15 protein-coding genes are annotated in these 16,186 nt (G+C 71.5%); 3 read left to right on the plus strand and 12 right to left on the minus strand.

Features of this window, described 5'->3' with window-relative positions:
• Nucleotides 1-96: 96 nt before the first annotated feature.
• Nucleotides 97-666: a dienelactone hydrolase family protein gene (locus ACIA79_RS13080; protein ID WP_399428281.1), complete on the minus strand. Its 570-nt coding sequence runs from the start codon at nucleotides 664-666 to the stop codon at nucleotides 97-99.
• 38 nt (nucleotides 667-704) lie between these two features.
• Here ACIA79_RS13080 and ACIA79_RS13085 point away from each other — a divergent pair, with 38 nt between their 5' ends.
• A complete protein-coding gene (locus ACIA79_RS13085) occupies nucleotides 705-1,889 on the plus strand; it encodes a mechanosensitive ion channel family protein (protein WP_399428282.1) in 1,185 nt (394 codons plus the stop codon).
• 36 nt (nucleotides 1,890-1,925) lie between these two features.
• On the opposite strand, the gene ACIA79_RS13090 is transcribed toward ACIA79_RS13085, so the two are convergent.
• The 5 genes from ACIA79_RS13090 to ACIA79_RS13110 form a co-directional block, all read right to left on the minus strand.
• On the minus strand, nucleotides 1,926-3,512 hold the full coding sequence (locus tag ACIA79_RS13090) for a Na+/H+ antiporter (protein WP_399428283.1): 1,587 nt from the start codon (nucleotides 3,510-3,512) through the stop codon (nucleotides 1,926-1,928).
• Between the two features lie 83 nt (nucleotides 3,513-3,595).
• Nucleotides 3,596-4,063: a GNAT family N-acetyltransferase gene (locus ACIA79_RS13095; protein ID WP_399428284.1), complete on the minus strand. Its 468-nt coding sequence runs from the start codon at nucleotides 4,061-4,063 to the stop codon at nucleotides 3,596-3,598.
• The gene (locus ACIA79_RS13100; RefSeq protein WP_399428285.1) at nucleotides 4,060-5,001 is read right to left on the minus strand and encodes an RluA family pseudouridine synthase; all 942 of its coding nucleotides are present in this window, start codon (nucleotides 4,999-5,001) and stop codon (nucleotides 4,060-4,062) included. Before ACIA79_RS13100 ends, ACIA79_RS13095 begins: the two co-directional genes overlap by 4 nt.
• Nucleotides 5,002-5,018: 17 nt before the next feature.
• Nucleotides 5,019-5,579 carry a signal peptidase II gene (lspA, locus tag ACIA79_RS13105; RefSeq protein ID WP_399428286.1) on the minus strand — a complete coding sequence of 187 codons (561 nt, stop codon included), beginning with the start codon at nucleotides 5,577-5,579 and terminating at the stop codon, nucleotides 5,019-5,021.
• 59 nt (nucleotides 5,580-5,638) lie between these two features.
• The gene (locus ACIA79_RS13110) at nucleotides 5,639-6,415 is read right to left on the minus strand and encodes a TraR/DksA family transcriptional regulator (protein ID WP_399428287.1); all 777 of its coding nucleotides are present in this window, start codon (nucleotides 6,413-6,415) and stop codon (nucleotides 5,639-5,641) included.
• Between ACIA79_RS13110 and ACIA79_RS13115 the strand changes: the two genes are divergently transcribed.
• Both ACIA79_RS13115 and ileS read left to right on the plus strand, forming a co-directional pair.
• Nucleotides 6,396-7,301 carry a hypothetical protein gene (locus ACIA79_RS13115; protein WP_399428288.1) on the plus strand — a complete coding sequence of 302 codons (906 nt, stop codon included), beginning with the start codon at nucleotides 6,396-6,398 and terminating at the stop codon, nucleotides 7,299-7,301. The genes ACIA79_RS13110 and ACIA79_RS13115 overlap by 20 nt on opposite strands.
• 531 nt (nucleotides 7,302-7,832) lie before the next feature.
• Nucleotides 7,833-10,964 (plus strand): isoleucine--tRNA ligase, encoded by a 3,132-nt coding sequence (ileS, locus tag ACIA79_RS13120; protein WP_399428289.1) that lies wholly within the window; start codon nucleotides 7,833-7,835, stop codon nucleotides 10,962-10,964.
• A 185-nt stretch (nucleotides 10,965-11,149) separates the two neighbouring features.
• Here ileS and ACIA79_RS13125 read toward each other — a convergent pair whose 3' ends face one another.
• The 6 genes from ACIA79_RS13125 to ftsZ all read right to left on the minus strand — a co-directional run bounded on the left by ACIA79_RS13125 (nucleotide 11,150) and on the right by ftsZ (nucleotide 16,078).
• The gene (locus tag ACIA79_RS13125) at nucleotides 11,150-12,235 is read right to left on the minus strand and encodes a DivIVA domain-containing protein (protein ID WP_399428290.1); all 1,086 of its coding nucleotides are present in this window, start codon (nucleotides 12,233-12,235) and stop codon (nucleotides 11,150-11,152) included.
• Between the two features lie 58 nt (nucleotides 12,236-12,293).
• Complete coding sequence (locus tag ACIA79_RS13130) at nucleotides 12,294-12,590, minus strand: YggT family protein (protein WP_031069879.1); 297 nt, start codon at nucleotides 12,588-12,590, stop codon at nucleotides 12,294-12,296.
• A gap of 67 nt (nucleotides 12,591-12,657) precedes the next feature.
• Nucleotides 12,658-13,275 carry a cell division protein SepF gene (locus ACIA79_RS13135; RefSeq protein ID WP_031069876.1) on the minus strand — a complete coding sequence of 206 codons (618 nt, stop codon included), beginning with the start codon at nucleotides 13,273-13,275 and terminating at the stop codon, nucleotides 12,658-12,660.
• Nucleotides 13,276-13,399: 124 nt separating this feature from the next.
• The gene (locus ACIA79_RS13140) at nucleotides 13,400-14,119 is read right to left on the minus strand and encodes a YggS family pyridoxal phosphate-dependent enzyme (RefSeq protein ID WP_399428291.1); all 720 of its coding nucleotides are present in this window, start codon (nucleotides 14,117-14,119) and stop codon (nucleotides 13,400-13,402) included.
• A gap of 6 nt (nucleotides 14,120-14,125) precedes the next feature.
• Nucleotides 14,126-14,854 (minus strand): peptidoglycan editing factor PgeF, encoded by a 729-nt coding sequence (pgeF, locus tag ACIA79_RS13145; RefSeq protein ID WP_399428292.1) that lies wholly within the window; start codon nucleotides 14,852-14,854, stop codon nucleotides 14,126-14,128.
• A 9-nt stretch (nucleotides 14,855-14,863) separates the two neighbouring features.
• Complete coding sequence (gene ftsZ / locus ACIA79_RS13150; RefSeq protein ID WP_399428293.1) at nucleotides 14,864-16,078, minus strand: cell division protein FtsZ; 1,215 nt, start codon at nucleotides 16,076-16,078, stop codon at nucleotides 14,864-14,866.
• Nucleotides 16,079-16,186: the final 108 nt, after the last annotated feature.

Below are 16,186 nucleotides of genomic sequence, written 5' to 3' on the forward strand. Positions count from 1 at the left end.
AGCCCACCCCCCCCCCCCCCCCCCCCCCCCCCCCCCGCCCCCCCCCCCCCCCCCCCCCCCCCCCGCCCCGCCCCCCCCCCCCCACCGCTGTGCCGGCTACAGGCCGTCCACGAAGTCCACGGCGATCCGGAAGGTCCGCTCGGCGGCGTCCTCGTCGTAGTCCGGCAGGCCGGGGTCCGTGTACAGGTGCCCGGCGCCCTGGTAGCGGTAGACCTCCGGGTCCGCGCCGACCTGCCGCATCCGCAGGTACCAGGCGTTCAGCCAGTCGTCCGGTTCGAAGGGGTCCGGAGCGGCGACGTGCAGCTGGACCGGCAGCTCGTCCACCGACGCGTTGGGCGCGATGTCGGACGTGCCGTGCACCAGCAGCAGCCCGCGGGCCTTCTCGTCGCCGAGGGCCAGTGTCTGGGCGACGGACGCGCCCAGTGAGAACCCGGCGTACACGAGCCCTCGCTCGGAGTACGGGGCGGCGGCGAGGACGGCCCGCTTGAGCAGCTCCTCCTTGCCGATCCGCTCTCTGATCGCCATTCCTTCCTCCACCGTTCCGGCAGTTTGACCGTCGTAGAGGTCGGGCACGTGCACGTGGTGCCCGGCCGCGCGCAGCCGGTCGGCTGCCGTGTGGACGGCCGGGCGCAGACCGTAGGCCGAATGGAAGAGCATGATGTCCATCCGGCCATCCTGCCAGCCGTCGTCGGAGTCCCGGATCCATGGAGAACGTACTGCGCCCAACGACCGTCCTCGGTGGGGCGGCGGTGCTGACCCTGCTCGTCGGCTGGCTGGCCGACGTGCTGCTGCGCCGCATCGACGCCCGGCACCCGGAGACCCCTCTGTGGGACCTGCTGCGCCGCTGCCGCATACCGCTGCAGGTGGTCCTGCTCACCGCCCTGCTGCGCGGCTCGTACCGGCAGACCAGGTGGCAGGTCATCGTCTCCCACCAGGCCGCCATCGGCCAGGTGCTCAGTCTCGTCCTGATCGGGGCCAGCGCCTGGCTGGTGGTGCGGATCGCCGCCGCCATAGTGGAGTCCAGTTACGCCCGTTACGCGTCCTCCACGCGCGACGCGGCCCGGGTGCGCCGGGTCCGCACCCAGGTGACGCTCATCATGCGGATCGTCACCGCCGTGGTCGGTGTGGTGGCGGTCGCGGCGATGCTGCTGACGTTCCCGGACTTCCGCACGATCGGCACGTCGATGCTGGCCTCCGCGGGCATCATCGGCATCGTCGCCGGTGTCGCGGCGCAGTCCACCCTCGGCAACCTCTTCGCCGGCTTCCAGATCGCCTTCGGCGACATGGTCCGCATCGGTGACACGGTCGTCGTGGACGGCGAGTGGGGCGTGGTGGAGGAGGTCACGCTGACGTTCCTGGCCGTACGGACCTGGGACGAGCGCCGGATCACGATGCCCGTGTCGTACTTCACCAGCAAGCCGTTCGAGAACTGGTCGCGCGGCGGCGCCCAGATGACCGGCACGATCTTCTTCCACCTCGACCACACGGCACCGGTCGGCCTGATGCGCGACAAGCTCCAGGACATCCTGCACGCCTGCTCCGCCTGGGACGGCCGCGACTGGTCGCTGGCCGTCACCGACACCACGCCCACCACGATCCAGGTGCGCGCGGTGGTGACGGCGAAGGACGCCGACGACATCTGGACCGTGCGCTGCGCCGTGCGGGAGCAGATGGTCGCCTGGCTGTGCCGGGAGCACCCGTACGCGCTGCCGCGCGTCGCCACGGCCACGGCCGCGCCCGCGCCGTCGCCGGACGGGCAGTGGCACGATGACCGGCCCCCGCGGGCGGCGGAGGTCCACAGCAACAACGTCGACGCGTACGTCGTACGGGACGCGGAGCAGAAACCCGAAGCGGAGCGGAAGCCCGGCGTCCGCACCGGCCGCGGCTGACGGCTCACGGCTCACGGCTCACGGTCGGCACCGGCCTCAGCGCAGGCTGTGGACGTCCAGTTGCCGCAGCACCCGGTCGACGACCTCCGGGTCGGCGCCGGGTTCGCTGCGCGCGGCGAGCACCTCGTGACGGGCGGCGGACAGCATCTCGTGATGGATGCGCTGGATCGCCTTGAAGCGCTCCGCCCGCTGGGCCGCCGATGACCGCCGCTCCTCGTCCAGCACCTCCGGGCTGATCCTCGCTCCCACCTCGAACGCGATGCGCTGGAGCCGCTCCTGGATCTCCTCCGGCAGCTCGTCGACCTCCTGGAGCTCCTTCAGGCGCCGTTTCGCGGCCCGTGCGGCCCGCCGGGCCAGGCTCCGCTCGAACTCCCGCTCGCTGTCCGTGTCGGCGCGTACGCCGAGCTTCCCGACCAGCCACGGCAGGGTCAGGCCCTGGAAGACGAGGGTCGCGACGATGACGCAGAAGGCGATGAAGATGATCTCGTCGCGCCAGGGGAAGGGCGCCCCGTGGTCGTCGCGCAGCGGGACGGCGAGGGCCAGGGCGACCGACGCCACGCCCCGCATGCCCGACCACCACATGACGACGGTCTCCCGCCAGCTGACCGGGATCTCCTCGTCGTAGTCCCGCCGCGTGTGCAGCCGCTTGGCCAGCCAGGTGGCGGGCAGCAGCCACGCCAGCCGTACGCCGACGACGCAGGCGGCGACCGCGCCGCCCCAGCCGAGCATCTCCGGCTCCCGTCCCTCGGCCGTGCCGAAGACGTGGTGCAGCTCCAGGCCGATCAGCCCGAAGGCGATGCCCGTGACCAGGACGTCGACGACCTCCCAGAACGCCCGGCCCGCCAGACGGCCCATCACGTCGTCGGCGTCGACGGCGTGTTCGGCGAGGTAGAGGGCGGTGACGAGGACGGCGAGGACACCGGAACCGAGCAGTCGGTCCGCCAGGACGTAGCCGACGAACGGCACCAGCAGGGTGAGCCCGGTCTGCAAGGTGGGGTCCCCGAGGACGCCCATCAGCTTGTCGGACAGCCAGCCGAGCGCCAGCCCCACGACGACGGCGACCACGGCCGACAGCGCCAGCTCCCCCACGGCCGCCCCCCAGGAGAACGTCCCGGCGAGCGCCGCCCCGATCGCCACGTGGTACAGCACGATCGCGGTGACGTCGTTGAACAGCCCCTCGCCCTCCAGGATCGACACGAGCCGGCGCGGCAGCCCGAGGGACCCCGCGACCGCGGTCGCCGCGACCGGATCGGGCGGCGCGACGAGCGCGCCGAGCGCGACGGCGGCGGCCAGCGGCAGCCCCGGTACGACAGCGCTCGCGACGGCCGCCACGGCGGCGGTGGTCACGAAGACTAGCGCGACGGCGAGCAGGAAGATGGGCCTCCTGTTGGCGGTGAACTGGCGCCAGGAGGTGCGCTGGACGGCCGCGTACAGCAGCGGCGGCAGGACCAGGGGCAGGATGTAGTCGGGCGGGATGTCGACGTTCGGGACGAACGGGAGCAGGGCGAGGCCCATCCCGCCGATCGTCATCAGCACCGGGGCGGGCAGGCCCAGCCGTTCCCCGAGCGGCACGGTCACCACAGCGCCCAGAAGCAGCACGAGAAGCAGAGCCAGTTGGTCCACGGTGTGCCCTTCCGCCCGCGAGGACCCGGTCGGAGGGTCCGGTCAGTCCGAGACGATCAGCACTCCCAACCCTGCCACGTGCGTCAGAGCATCCGCCGCATCGCGAGGTGCGGCATGCCCGCGTCCTGGAACGGCGTGCCGTACGCCTCGTACCCGAGCCGCTCGTAGAACCCCAGTGCCTGCGTCTGGGCGTGGAGGTCCACCGCGGTCAGTCCCCGCGCCCGTGCCGCCTCCTCGATGGCGCGCACGAGCGCCACGCCGATGCCGAGGCCGCGGGCCGCCCTCACCACCGCCAGGCGGCCGAGGGAGCCGACGTCCTCGGCGCCGCCGGTCCTGGCGGCCGCGTCCGGCCCGTGCAGGAGCCGCCCGGTGCCCAGGGCGGTGCCGTCGGAGCGGCGGACGGCCAGGACGTGCACGGCGGTCGCGTCGTGCGCGTCGTACTCGATCTCCTCGGGGACGCCCTGCTCGACGACGAAGACCTCGCGGCGGACGGCGAAGCCGGCCTTCAGGTCCTCGTCGGTCGCTGCCTCCCGGACGAGGAAGGGGCTCATGCGCTCTCCGCGGCGATCGTGTCGAGGGCGTGCTGGAGGTCGTCGGGGTAGCCGCTCGCGAACTCGACCCAGCGGCCGTCCGCCGGGTGCTCGAAACCGAGCCGCACCGCGTGCAGCCACTGGCGGGTCAGGCGCAGGCGCTTGGCCAGCGTCGGGTCGGCGCCGTACGTCAGGTCGCCGACGCAGGGGTGGCGGTGGGCGGACATGTGGACCCGGATCTGGTGGGTGCGGCCCGTCTCCAGCTTGATGTCGAGCAGGGAGGCCGCCCGGTACGCCTCGATCAGGTCGTAGTGCGTCACGGAGGGCTTGCCCTCGGCGGTGACGGCCCACTTGTAGTCGTGGTTCGGGTGGCGGCCGATGGGGGCGTCGATCGTGCCGCTCAGCGGGTCGGGGTGGCCCTGGACGAGCGCGTGGTAGCGCTTGTCGACCGTGCGCTCGCGGAACTGGGCCTTGAGCAGCGTGTACGCCCGCTCCGACTTGGCCACGACCATGAGCCCGGAGGTGCCGACGTCGAGGCGGTGCACGATGCCCTGCCGCTCGGCCGCGCCGGACGTCGAGATGCGGTAGCCGGCCGCGGCGAGGCCGCCGATCACGGTGGTGCCGGTCCAGCCGGGGCTCGGGTGGGCGGCCACGCCGACCGGCTTGACGATCACGACGATGTCATCGTCGTCGTGCACGATCTCCATGCCCTCGACGGGCTCGGCGACGATCTGCACGGGCGCGGCGGGCGCCGGCATCTCCACCTCCAGCCAGGCGCCGCCGCTCACCCGCTCGGACTTGCCGACGACGGCGCCGTCGACGAGCACCTTCCCGGCGGCGGCCAGCTCGGCCGCCTTGGTGCGGGAAAACCCGAACATACGGGCGATGGCGGCGTCGACGCGCTCGCCCTCCAGACCATCGGGAACGGGCAGCGTACGGATCTCGGGAATCGTGCTCACCCGTCGAGTATGCCTTGTCAGTCCTTGTGGACGGTCCCGTCGGGGTCCAGGCCCCTGAACGACAGGATCACGATCAGGAACCCGCCGCACACGATCGCCGAGTCGGCGAGGTTGAAGACGGCGAAGTGCGCGGGGGCGATGAAGTCCACCACCGCGCCCTGGAAGACGCCGGGCGACCGGAAGATCCGGTCGGTGAGGTTGCCGAGCGCCCCGCCGAGCAGCAGACCGAGCGCGATCGCCCACGGCAGGCTGTACAGCTTGCGCGCCAGGCGGATGATCACCACGATCACCGTCGCCGCGATGACCGTGAAGATCACGGTGAAGGCCTCACCGATCCCGAACGCGGCACCCGGGTTGCGCACCGCCTCGAACCTCAGCAGGTCGCCGATCACCTGGATCGGCTCGTGGTGCTCCAGCTTGGCCACCACGACCATCTTGCTGCCGAGATCCAGCAGGTAGGCCACGAGTGCCACGGTGAAGAGCGCGACGATCCGGCGCCTTCCCCTGGGCTGCTCGGCGGGCGCCGCAGCCTCGTCCCCAACATCCGGCGTACCGATGGTGCGCTCCGCCTCTGCCACGTGAGTCCCTCAACCTAGGTGCCTGACTGACCACGAGGGTACGGCACACACGTGCGGGTTCAGCCTCGCCTTTCCTGCTTCTGCTTGTCCTCCACGCACAGGGTGGCCCGTGGGAACGCCTGCATGCGCGCCTTGCCGATGGGCTTGCCGCACACCTCGCACAGGCCGTACGTCCCCGCGTCGAGCCGCTGGAGGGCGTGCTCGATCTGCTCCAGGGTGGCCCGGGCGTTGGCGGCGAGCGCCATCTCGTGCTCGCGCGTGATGTTCTTGGTGCCGGTGTCGGCCTCGTCGTGGCCGGCACCGTCCCCGGAGTCCCGCATCAGGCCGGACAGCGCCTCCTCGGAGGCGGCGAGCTCGGCGTGGAGCCGTGCCACCTCGCCCTCCAGCTCGGCCCGGGCCTCCGCGACCTCCTCGGGGCTCCACGGCTCCTCGCCGGGCCGTACGGCCAGCTCCTCGGGCGCCGCACCGGCGACACCCCGTGCCTGCGGCACCGGCTTCGTGGCCGCCGCCTGCGCCGGGGTCACATCCGCGATCTTCTTCGCTGCCACCGTCCTGGCTCCCGTCTTCTCCGCGGCCTGCGCCGCCCCCTCGGCCGCGGGTGCGGCCTTCCGTGCGGCCGCTTTGACCGCCCGCTTCTTCCCTGCCGCCTTCTCGGCCGGCGCCTCGCCCTTCGCGGCCCTTCCACCCGCGCCGGCCACTGCCTCGCCCGCCCCGCCCGGGATCTTCTTGACGGCTGCCTTCTTGACGGCCCCCTTCTTGGCGGGTGCCTTCTTGGCGGGTGCCTTCTTGGCGGGCGCCTTCTTGGCGGGTTCCTCCGTGGCTGATGCCGTTTCCATGGGCGCCTCCTTGGCGGCTGCCTTCCTGGCGGGCGCCTCCTTGACAGCCGCCTTCCTGGCGGGCGCCTTCTTGGAAGACGCTTCCTTGGCGAGTGCCGTTGTCGTGAGCTCCTCCTTGGCAGCCGCCTTCGTAGCGGGCGCCTTCTTTGCGGCCCCCTTTCCGGAGGACGCTTCCCTGGCCGGTGCCGTTGTCGTGAGCTCCTCCTTGGCAGCCGCCTTCGTAGCGGGCGCCTTCTTTGCGGACGCCCTCTTGGCGGGCATTTCCTTTGCGGACGCCTTCCTGGAGGGCGTTTCCTTGGCCGGTGCCATCTCGGCGACCGCCTGCCTCGCGGGCGCTTCCTTGGCGGCTGCCTTCTTGACGGATGCCTTCTTGACGGCCGACTCTCCGGCGGACGACCTACCCGCGGGCTTTCCGGAGGCTTTTCCGGAGACGGTTTCCCCATCTGCCGCAGCGGCCGCCTTTCCCGCCGCCGTCTTTCCCGCTGCCACCTTCCCGGCCGACGCCTTCCCGGCAACCGCCGCCGCCCGGGCTCCGGCCCCGGACGCCGCCTCGCCCGTCCCAAGCGGCCCGGTGTCCGCGCTCCCGGCCGTCCTCCTGGCGGGAGCCTTCCGCGCAGCGGCGGCACCCGTGGGAGCCCTCTGCGGGGGCGCCGCGTCCACCAGCACCTCGGCGCGAGCCTCCGCGACCGGACCGGGGGCCTTCTTGACGGTGCCCTTCCGCGAGGCGGCCGCCTGCGACCTCGTGGAAACCGTCTTGTGCGCAGGCACCCGCACGGGTGCCTCCGCCGGCGCGGCCCGCGCCGTCTTCGCGGTCGTCTTCCTGGCGGCCGTCTTCTCCGCGGCGGTCTTCTTCGCCACCATGTCGCGGCCCCTTCACATATTGTGATCTTGCTCGCGAATCGTGCTGGGACGATAAATCGACTCCAGCCCCGCGGCAACGGGGCACGCCGCCGGTTCCGGTGGCCCCATGCCCGCGGCAGGACAGCCTGCATCCGTTGTGCCCAGCTCCCCGCGCCGTAATCCGGCCACCTCGGGCGATGCGGAGCGGCCGGCGCGCATGTGGCCATTCGGGTCACACCGCCGCCCCTCGCGGCCCCGGCGAAAAGCGGTCGGCTCCGCACCCGCGGGGCCCTTACACTGGGCGGAGCGAAAGGCGTGGATGGGGACCAGTAGCGTCGTACGCAGCCATGAGCGACCCGGGGACGGTGAGAGCCCGGGGGCGAGCCCGACGTGAAGCATCACCCCGGAGCCGCCGGAAGAACGCCGCAAGGCCAGTAGAACCGGCATCGCGACCCCAATGAGGGGGCTCAGGACGTCCGGCCCGGACGCCCGGGGCCAAGGAGGGTGGTACCGCGGGAGCACGCAAGCGCGCTCTCGTCCCTCCGACGGAACGAGGAACAGTCCGCCGGAGGATTCGATGTCGCAGTACCGCCAGGTACCCGCCCAGGTCGACCTGCCCGCCCTCGAGCACGCCGTGCTCGAGTTCTGGCGCGAGCAGAAGATCTTCGCCAAGAGTCTCGAGCAGTCCGAGGGCCGCCCGGAGTGGGTGTTCTACGAGGGCCCCCCGACCGCCAACGGCATGCCCGGCGCCCACCACATCGAGGCCCGCGTCTTCAAGGACGTGTTCCCCCGCTTCCGCACCATGCGGGGCTACCACGTCGCCCGCAAGGCCGGCTGGGACTGCCACGGCCTGCCGGTCGAGCTCGCCGTGGAGAAGGAGCTCGGCTTCTCCGGCAAGAAGGACATCGAGGCGTACGGCATCGCCGAGTTCAACGCCAAGTGCCGCGAGTCCGTGACCCGCCACACCGACGCGTTCGCCGAGCTGACGACCCGCATGGGCTACTGGGTCGACCTGGACGACGCCTACCGGACGATGGACCCGGAGTACGTCCAGTCGGTCTGGTGGTCGCTGAAGGAGATCTTCGACAAGGGGCTCCTGGTCCAGGACCACCGCGTCGCCCCCTGGTGCCCCCGCTGCGGCACGGGCCTGTCCGACCACGAGCTGGCGCAGGGGTACGAGACGGTCGTCGACCCGTCCGTCTTCGTGCGCTTCCCGCTGACCTCCGGCCCGCTCGCGGGCGAGGCCGCCCTCCTGGTCTGGACGACGACCCCCTGGACCCTCGTCTCCAACACGGCCGTCGCCGCCCACCCCGAGGTCACGTACGTCGTCGCCACCGACGGCGAGGAGAAGCTGGTCGTCGCCCAGCCGCTGCTGGAGAAGGCGCTCGGCGAGGGCTGGGAAGCCACCGGGCAGACGTTCACCGGCGCCGAGATGGAGCGCTGGACGTACGAGCGCCCGTTCGAGCTCGTCGAGTTCCCCGCGCCGGCCCACTTCGTCGTGAACGCCGACTACGTCACCACCGAGGACGGTACGGGTCTGGTCCACCAGGCACCCGCCTTCGGTGAGGACGACCTCAAGGTCTGCCGCGCCTACGGCCTGCCCGTCGTCAACCCGGTCCGGCCGGACGGCACCTTCGAGGAGGACCTCGGTCTCGTCGGCGGCCAGTTCTTCAAGAAGGCCGACGAGGCCCTCACCGCCGACCTCCAGGCCCGTGGCCTGCTCTTCAAGCACATCGCGTACGAGCACAGCTACCCGCACTGCTGGCGCTGCCACACGGCGCTGCTCTACTACGCCCAGCCGTCGTGGTACATCCGTACGACCGCGGTCAAGGACCGGCTGCTGGAGGAGAACGAGAACACCAACTGGTTCCCGGACTCCGTCAAGCACGGCCGCTTCGGCGACTGGCTGAACAACAACATCGACTGGGCGCTGTCCCGCAACCGCTACTGGGGCACCCCGCTGCCGATCTGGCGCTGCGAGGAGGGCCACCTCACCTGTGTCGGCTCGCTCGCCGAGCTGAGCGAGCTGACGGGCTCCGACCAGTCGTCCCTGGACCCGCACCGCCCGTACATCGACGACGTGACCTTCCCCTGCCCGACGTGCCGGGAGACGGCGACGCGCGTCCCCGAAGTCATCGACGCCTGGTACGACTCGGGCTCCATGCCGTTCGCGCAGTACGGCTACCCCTACAAGAACAAGGACCTCTTCGAGAAGCGCTACCCGGCGCAGTTCATCTCGGAGGCCATCGACCAGACCCGCGGCTGGTTCTACACGCTGATGGCCGTCGGCACCCTGGTCTTCGACAAGTCGTCGTACGAGAACGTGGTCTGCCTGGGCCACATCCTCGCCGAGGACGGCCGGAAGATGTCCAAGCACCTGGGCAACATCCTCCAGCCGATCCCGCTCATGGACCAGCACGGCGCGGACGCGGTGCGCTGGTTCATGGCGGCCGGCGGCTCCCCGTGGGCGGCACGGCGCGTGGGCCACGGAACGATCCAGGAGGTCGTCCGCAAGACGCTCCTGACGTACTGGAACACGGTCGCCTTCCAGGCGCTGTACGCGCGGACCTCCGGCTGGGCGCCGTCCGCCGAGGACCCGGCCCCGGCGGACCGGCCGCTGCTGGACCGCTGGCTGCTCTCCGAGCTGCACGCGCTCGTGGACCAGGTGACGCAGGCCCTGGAGGCCTACGACACCCAGCGCGCCGGCAAGCTGCTGTCGTCCTTCGTGGACGACCTGTCGAACTGGTACGTGCGCCGCTCCCGCCGCCGCTTCTGGCAGGGCGACAAGGCGGCCCTGCGCACCCTCCACGACGTCGTGGAGACGATCACGCGCCTGATGGCCCCGCTGACCCCGTTCATCACCGAGCGGGTCTGGCAGGACCTGGTCGTCCCGGTGACCCCGGACGCGCCCGAGTCGGTCCACCTGTCCGGCTGGCCGGAGCCGGACCTGTCCGCCATCGACCCGTCCCTCTCCTCCCAGATGGCGCTCGTGCGCCGCCTGGTGGAGCTGGGCCGCGCCACGCGAGCGGAGTCCGGGGTCAAGACCCGCCAGCCCCTCTCGCGCGCGCTGGTCGCCGCGGCCGGCTTCGAGACGCTCTCGGCCGAGCTGCACGCGCAGATCACGGAGGAGCTGAACGTCTCCTCGCTCGCCTCCCTCTCCGAGGTGGGCGGCTCGCTGGTCGACACGACCGCCAAGGCGAACTTCCGCGCCCTGGGCAAGCGCTTCGGCAAGGGCGTCCAGGACGTGGCCAAGGCGATCGCCGCCACGGACGCGGCGGCGCTGTCCCTGGCGCTGCGCGGCGGGGAGGCAACCCTGGAGGTCAACGGCGAGACGATCACGCTCACGCCGGACGAGGTGATCATCACCGAGACGCCGCGCGAGGGCTGGTCGGTCGCCTCCGACGCGGGCGCGACGGTCGCCCTGGACCTGGAGATCACCCCCGAGCTGCGCCGCGCGGGCCTCGCCCGTGACGCGATCCGCCTGATCCAGGAGGCCCGCAAGAACAGCGGCCTGGACGTCGCGGACCGGATCGCGCTGCGCTGGCGGTCCACGGACCAGGAGGTCGCCTCGGCCCTCTCGGACCACGCGGCCCTGATCGCCGACGAGGTCCTGTGCACGGACTTCGCCGACGCGGAGGCCGACGACAGCTTCGGCGCTCCGTTCTCGGACGAGTCCCTGTCCCTGACGTTCCGCCTCCGCAAGGCGTAAACCGCACGCGGAAGGGCCCGGCCGCACGGTGTGGCCGGGCCCTTCCGCGCTCCGTGGCCCCGAGGGACCGCCCCTGCGCGACGGCCGTCGCACGGCAAAGGGCCGGGGCCCGGGACATGTGTCCCGGGCCCCGGCCCTACAGCCTGCCGGCCGACGGCTACGCGGTCATCGCGCGACCGCCCCCGTCAGTTGTCGTCCTCGTCGATGAGGAAGCCGCGCATCGGCGACGGAGCCTGCTGCATCGGCTGCGGCGCCTGCGGGCGCACCGGCGCCATCGGCTGTGTCATCGCCGGCGACATCTGCTGCTGGCCGCCGTACGACGGGGCACCGCCCATCGTCGGGTTGCCCCCCATCGTCTGGTTGCCACCGTACGACGGAGCGCTCGCACCTGCGGACGCCATCGACGGGGACGGCGGCAGCGACGGCGCGGCGGACGGGGTCCGCGGCGGGGCCAGCGAGTCGTCGGCCTGGGTCTCCAGCTGGCGCAGCTGGCTCTCCAGGTACGACTTCAGGCGGGTGCGGTACTCGCGCTCGAAGCCACGCAGGTCCTCGACCTTGCGCTCCAGCGTGGCGCGGGCCGACTCCAGCGAGCCCATCGCGACGCGGTGCTTCTCCTGCGCGTCCCGCTCCAGGGCGTCCGCCTTGGCACGGGCGTCGCGCTCGAGGCCCTCGGCGCGCGACCGGGCCTCGCCGACGATCTTGTTGGCCTCGGAACGGGCCTCCGCGATCGCCTGGTCGGCGGTCTGCTGGGCGAGGGAGAGGACGCGGGCCGCGCTGTCGCCGCCGGGGCCCTGACCGGGCTGCGGCATCTGCGGGCCGTGACCGCCCATGGGACCACCCATGGGGCCGCCCATCGGGCCACCCATGGGGCCGCCCTGCATGGGCCCGGGGCCGTGCTGGCCCTGCGGGCCGCCGTGGCTGGGACCGGCCGGCAGCTGAGGAGCACCACCGGGCAGCTGGGGGGGACCCATCTGCGGGGGCTGCTGCTGGACCGGCGGACCCGATATCCCGGCGGGTACGGGAGCCCCGGGACCGACGGGCCGGTCCTGCTGCTCCGGAGGCTTGCGCATACTCTGCTGCTGCTGGTTCTGCGCGGCCGCGCGCGTGGCAGCGGCCAGCTTGGCGCGCAGGTCCTCGTTCTCGCGGAGCAGGCGCGTCAGCTCGGCCTCGACCTCGTCGAGGAAGGCATCGACCTCGTCCTCGTCATAGCCTTCTCGGAGGCGGACGGTCGTGAACTGCTTGTTCCGCACGTCCTCGGGGGTCAGCGGCATCTCTTCTTCACCTCTACGTAGTCGTCGGCAGTCGGCAGGACCGTAATCGCTACAACCCTCACACCCTCATCGCGAAGCCACCCACGATGTTGAGGAGGATGTAGACGATGATCATCAGAACGAAGAAGGACAGGTCGAGTGCCACGCCCCCGAGACGCAACGGTGGGATGAACCGCTGCAGAAGCTTCAGTGGTGGATCGGTGACAGTGTAGGTGGCCTCCAGAACGACCACCATCGCCTTGCCGGGTTCCCATGAACGGGCGAACTGGAAGACGTATGTCATGACCAACCGGAAAAACAGCAGGACGAGGAAGCACATCAGAGCGATGTAGATCACCTGCAGTGCGACGCTCATTCCGCGCTTCCCTCTCCCCTGGCCATGTCCGTCGGCCTCCCGGCCGGCCGTTCCCGGTGTCGTGCTCTCAGCTCTGGTTGAAGAATCCGCCCTCTGCGATGCGGGCCTTGTCCTCCGCCGTGACATCGACGTTAGCAGGCGACAACAGGAACACCTTCTGCGTCACTCGCTCAATGCTGCCATGCAGGCCGAAGACCAGACCGGCGGCAAAGTCGACAAGTCGCTTCGCGTCCGTGTCGTCCATCTCTGTGAGGTTCATGATCACAGGCGTGCCCTCGCGGAAGTGTTCCCCGATGGTACGGGCCTCGTTGTAGGTCCGCGGGTGCAGCGTGGTGATGCGGTAGGGCTCCCGCTCGGACACGACCTTGGGCATGATCACCGGTGCGTTCTTCTCCAGGCTCGGGCGTTCAGGTGTGATGGATGCCACGGGGGCGATTCGGGCGGGTCGTCCGCTTTCAGCGGGAAGCGGAACCGGTTCCCGCTGGACCGGTGGTTGCGGTACGACACGTACCGGTTCCTCCCGCTCCGCCTGGAGCGGGGGCTGCGAGTGACGCCGCCGGTCCCGCTCGGGCTCCGGCTCCAGCTCGGGTTCGAAGTCGTCATCGGGGTCGAAGCCCCGGCCGTCGTACCCATCGTCCTCCACGAGGCCGAGGTAGACCGCCATCTTGCGCATCGCGCCGGCCATGCTCTGAGTCCTCCGCTCTGTGGTGGATCGGCAACGTCAGCTCGTGCCCGCGATCCACTGGGCCTGTCCGCTGTTCGGCGGAAATGACCATATTTTCTGCTGTGGTCCGACTTGCTTCGCGACGTTACCCGAGCCGGGGTCGGTCTCCGAGTACCGCCGTACCGATGCGTACATGTGTCGCTCCGGCCGCCACGGCGTCCTCGAGGTCCGCACTCATCCCTGCTGACACCATGTTCGCAGCCGGATGGGCCGCGCGCAGGCTTGATGCGAATTCCATCAGCCGATCGAATGCGGCACGTTCGCGCCCGGCGTACGGGCCGGCCAGCGGCGCCACCGTCATGAGCCCGTCGAGCCGCAGCCCGGGTGCCGCGGCCACCGCGCCGGCCAACTCCTCGATGCCGTCCGGGGCCACCCCGCCCCGCTCCCCCCGTTCGCCCGCCCCGGCGTCGAGGGCGACCTGGATCAGGCACCCCAGCTCGCGCCCGGTGCGTTCGGCGGCGGCCGACAGCGCGGTCACCAGCTTCAGACGGTCGACCGACTGCACCAGATGCGCATAACTCGCTACGGAACGGACTTTGTTGGTCTGGAGCTGACCGACGAAGTGCCAGGTCAGATCGAGATCCGCGCACGCGGCCGCCTTGGGCGCGGCGTCCTGGTCGCGGTTCTCGGCGACGTGCCGGACGCCCAGTTCGTGCAGCAGCCGCACGTCGCTCGCCGGGTAGGTCTTGGTGACCACGATCAGGGTCACGTCCTCCCGCTTGCGCCCGGCGGTCGCGCACGCTGCAGCGATACGTTCCTCCACGCGCGCCAGGTTCTCGGCGAGCTGGGTCTTGCGGTCCGTCATGAGGTATCAGTCCAGCCAGACATATCCGGCGAGCCGCCCGGTGGTGCGGTCGCGGCGGTACGAGTAGTGGTCGCGCGATTCGAGCGTGCAGATCCCCGACACGCGCCGGTCGTGCACCCCCAGCGCGTCGAGCTGCGCGAGTACGCCGGCGGTGACATCCACGGCCGGAGTGCCCCAACTCGTCTCGGAGTGCGCCTCCGGTACGACGGCGGCGACCTCCGCGCGCAGGTCCTCCGGAACCTCGTAGCACCGCCCGCAGACGGCCGGGCCGGTTCGGGCGGTGATGCGGGACGGTTCGGCGCCGAGCGCGATCATGGCCTCGACGGTGGCGGGCACCACGCCCGCGACCATCCCGGGGCGCCCCGCGTGGGCCGCGCCCACCACGCCCGCGACCGGGTCGGCGAGCAGCACCGGGGTGCAGTCCGCGGTGAGCACGGCGAGCGCCAGCCCGCGCCGGGCGGTGACCACGCCGTCCACGGGGGGAACCTCCCCGTCGGTGGCCCAGGGCCCGTCGACCACGGCGACGTCCCGGCCGTGGACCTGGTTCATCCAGACGACCCGCTCCGGGTCGAGCCCCAGCGCCCCGGCCGCGAGCCGCCGGTTGCTCCGCACGGCGGCGGCGTCGCCGACCGCCCCGCCGAGGTTGAGCTCTTCGTACGGAACGGCGCTCACCCCGCCCCACCTGTCGGTGAAGGCGAAGTGCGCGCCGTTCACGGTGTCGCGCTGCCCTATCACGTCACGCGGTCACTTCAGGAAGTCCGGGACGTCCAGCTCTTCGGCGGAGGTGTCCGGGTAGGGGCGGGCCGACGGCACCGCCGTCGGGTTGACCGTGGACAGCGGGGAGTCGGTCGCGAGCGGGGCCGGCTCGACCGGGACGGCCGGCGGCTCCTCGCGGACCGGGACGGCGCCGAGGCCGCCGACGGAGCGGGAGCTCTCACGCTGCACGGGGGCCGGCTCGTCGCGCTTGGCGGTCGACGAGGCGCTGAGGATGTTGTCCCGCCGCGCGGGCGGCTGCCCGCCGTCGAACCCGGCCGCGATGACCGTGACCCGCACCTCGTCGCCCAGCGCGTCGTCGATGACCGCACCGAAGATGATGTTGGCCTCGGGGTGGGCGGCCTCGCTGACCAGCTGAGCGGCCTCGTTGATCTCGAAGAGACCGAGGTCGGAGCCGCCGGAGATGGAGAGCAGCACGCCGCGGGCGCCGTCGATGGAGGCTTCGAGGAGCGGCGAGGAGATCGCCATCTCGGCGGCCGCCACCGCTCGGTCGTCGCCGCGGGCCGAGCCGATGCCCATGAGCGCCGAGCCGGCCTCGGACATGACCGACTTGACGTCGGCGAAGTCGAGGTTGATGAGGCCCGGGGTGGTGATGAGGTCGGTGATGCCCTGGACGCCGGACAGCAGCACCTGGTCGGCGGACTTGAAGGCGTCCAGCACGCTGACCTGGCGGTCCGAGATGGACAGCAGCCGGTCGTTCGGGATGACGATGAGGGTGTCGACCTCTTCGCGGAGCTCGGCGATGCCGTCCTCCGCCTGGTTGGCGCGGCGCCGGCCCTCGAAGGTGAACGGCCGCGTCACCACACCGATCGTCAGGGCGCCCAGGGAGCGCGCGATGTTGGCGACGACGGGCGCGCCGCCGGTGCCGGTGCCGCCGCCTTCGCCGGCGGTGACGAAGACCATGTCGGCCCCCTTGAGGACCTCCTCGATCTCCTCACGGTGGTCCTCTGCCGCCTTGCGGCCGACTGCCGGGTTGGCCCCGGCCCCGAGGCCGCGGGTGAGTTCGCGGCCGACGTCGAGCTTGACGTCGGCGTCGCTCATCAACAGAGCTTGCGCGTCGGTGTTGATGGCGATGAACTCGACGCCCTTGAGACCGACCTCGATCATTCGGTTGATGGCATTGACACCACCGCCGCCGACACCGATGACCTTGATGACTGCGAGGTAGTTCTGCGGTGCTGCCACGTCGAAGGCCTCTCGCCTCGAGTTACGTGTCGCCACTTCGCGGTGGTCTCGCGCCGCGACGACGGATGCCGATGGGACGGTCCAAAACGCCGACCCAAACCCTAACGT

This window comes from Streptomyces sp. NPDC051310, from assembly GCF_044455245.1.
Lineage (GTDB): Bacteria > Actinomycetota > Actinomycetes > Streptomycetales > Streptomycetaceae > Streptomyces.

What these genes read in the sequence shown, in the direction of transcription:
- ACIA79_RS13080 (WP_399428281.1), bottom strand. Translation starts at nt 666, where the DNA reads ATGGACATCATGCTCTTCCATTCGGCCTACGGTCTGCGCCCGGCCGTC.
- ACIA79_RS13085 (WP_399428282.1), top strand. Translation starts at nt 705, where the DNA reads ATGGAGAACGTACTGCGCCCAACGACCGTCCTCGGTGGGGCGGCGGTG.
- ACIA79_RS13095 (WP_399428284.1), bottom strand. Translation starts at nt 4,063, where the DNA reads ATGAGCCCCTTCCTCGTCCGGGAGGCAGCGACCGACGAGGACCTGAAG.
- ACIA79_RS13110 (WP_399428287.1), bottom strand. Translation starts at nt 6,415, where the DNA reads ATGGAAACGGCATCAGCCACGGAGGAACCCGCCAAGAAGGCGCCCGCC.
- ileS (WP_399428289.1), top strand. Translation starts at nt 7,833, where the DNA reads ATGTCGCAGTACCGCCAGGTACCCGCCCAGGTCGACCTGCCCGCCCTC.
- ACIA79_RS13125 (WP_399428290.1), bottom strand. Translation starts at nt 12,235, where the DNA reads ATGCCGCTGACCCCCGAGGACGTGCGGAACAAGCAGTTCACGACCGTC.
- ACIA79_RS13130 (WP_031069879.1), bottom strand. Translation starts at nt 12,590, where the DNA reads ATGAGCGTCGCACTGCAGGTGATCTACATCGCTCTGATGTGCTTCCTC.
- ACIA79_RS13135 (WP_031069876.1), bottom strand. Translation starts at nt 13,275, where the DNA reads ATGGCCGGCGCGATGCGCAAGATGGCGGTCTACCTCGGCCTCGTGGAG.
- ACIA79_RS13140 (WP_399428291.1), bottom strand. Translation starts at nt 14,119, where the DNA reads ATGACGGACCGCAAGACCCAGCTCGCCGAGAACCTGGCGCGCGTGGAG.